Raw genomic sequence first — 672 nt, 5'->3', positions numbered from 1 at the left:
TAACGGGTTGATATTCCCGTACCCGTGTGTCCGCGCCCATGGTGAATCAGGGATACTAACCCACCTGAACACGCGCCGTTTACTAGCCTTTTAGGTTGGTTGGTGTGTGTGATGCTGGGGACCTGAACTGGTAGTAGCCAAGTGATGGGGTGACGCAGGAAGGTAGCCGTGCCACGTGATGGATATCGTGGTGTAAGCGTGTGGCCCGTGTTCTAGGTAAATCCGGAGCACATATAGGGTGAGGCGTGATGCGTACCCGTTTTGGGGAAGTTGGTGATCCTATGCTGCCGAGAAAAGCCTCTAGCGATGTGGATATACGGCCCGTACCCGAAACCGACACAGGTAGTCAGGTAGAGAATACTAAGGCGATCGGGAGAACTGTGGTTAAGGAACTCGGCAAAATGCCCCCGTAACTTCGGGAGAAGGGGGGTCATGACTGGTGACCGACGTGGTTGAGCTGGTTGTGGCCGCAGAGAATAGAGGGAAGCGACTGTTTACTAAAAACACAGGTCCGTGCGAAGACGGGTAAGTCGATGTATACGGACTGACGCCTGCCCGGTGCTGGAAGGTTAAGAGGACCTGTTAGACCCTTTGTGGGTCGAAGCGGAGAATTTAAGCCCCAGTAAACGGCGGTGGTAACTATAACCATCCTAAGGTAGCGAAATTCCTTGT

1 rRNA gene is annotated in these 672 nt (G+C 53.4%); it reads left to right on the top strand.

Going from position 1 to position 672, the window contains the following annotated elements:
• A 23S ribosomal RNA gene (locus QP982_RS10635) occupies positions 1–672 on the top strand; the annotation flags it as partial.

The sequence above is a fragment of the Corynebacterium sp. MSK019 genome (assembly GCF_030232425.1).
Lineage (GTDB): Bacteria > Actinomycetota > Actinomycetes > Mycobacteriales > Mycobacteriaceae > Corynebacterium > Corynebacterium jeikeium_D.
The sequence above is the reverse complement of the archived record's forward strand: the minus strand, read 5'-3'. Positions and strand labels throughout refer to the sequence as shown.